Raw genomic sequence first — 1,010 nt, forward strand, 5'->3', positions numbered from 1 at the left:
TTCCCTTTTCTGTAATAATTCCCGTTATATTTTCATTAGGTGTAACATCAAAGGCTGGATTATAAATTTCAATTCCTTCTGCTAATATTCTTTTACCATCTATATGAGTGACTTCTTCACTATTTCTTTCTTCTATTTCTATAAGCTCTCCATGTTCTGTATTAATATCAATAGTTGAGGTTGGTGCTACAATATAAAATGGAATATTATAAATTTTAGCTATTGCTGATAACATAAAAGTTCCTATTTTATTTGCTGTATCTCCATTTAATGCAATTCGATCTGCGCCTACTAATATTAAATCAATTTTTTTGTCTCTTATGAGAGTAGCTGCTGCAGAATCTGGAATTAACTTTGATGGAATTTTTTCTTGAACAAGTTCCCATGCTGTAAGCTTTCCTCCTTGAAATCTTGGCCTAGTCTCATCTGCATATACAAAGATATTTTTTCCACTATAGTGAGCTTCTCTTATTACTCCTAACGCTGTACCATAAGCAGCAGTAGCTAATGCACCTGCATTACAGTGAGTAAGTATCGTTGCATTTTCTGGTACTATTTTATTTCCATGCTTCGCCATAGTCATGTTAATTTCTACATCTTCTTTTAAAATTGTATGTGCTTCTTTTTCAATAAATTTATAGATCTCTTCTATAGATTTACCTTCATTTCTTTTTATAACCTTTTTCATTCTATTAACTGCCCACATAAGATTTACTGCTGTAGGTCTAGAATTATATATAATTTCGCAGGCTTTCTCTAGATTAGCCAAGAAATCATTTTTAGATAATTCATAAAATTCCTTAGCTGCTAAAAGTATTCCATAACCAGCTGCTACCCCTATAGCTGGTGCTCCTCTAACTACCATATCTTTAATAGCAAAATCTACATCTTTATAGGTTGTACAAATAAAAATTTCATAACTATTAGGTAATTTTCTTTGATCAATTAAAAATAATTTATTCTCTTTAAATTCAATTGTAGCAATATTAGTCATGAAAATTCCCCCTTTA

Annotated in this window: 1 protein-coding gene; it reads right to left on the minus strand. The window is 30.6% G+C overall.

The features are described from left to right. On the minus strand, positions 1-994 hold a 994-nt coding region (gene mtnA / locus ACY1IQ_RS21125), incomplete at its 3' end, for an S-methyl-5-thioribose-1-phosphate isomerase (RefSeq protein WP_461615825.1). Between the last annotated feature and the right edge of the window lie 16 nt (positions 995-1,010).

This window comes from Clostridium sp. Marseille-QA1073 (genome assembly GCF_054863625.1).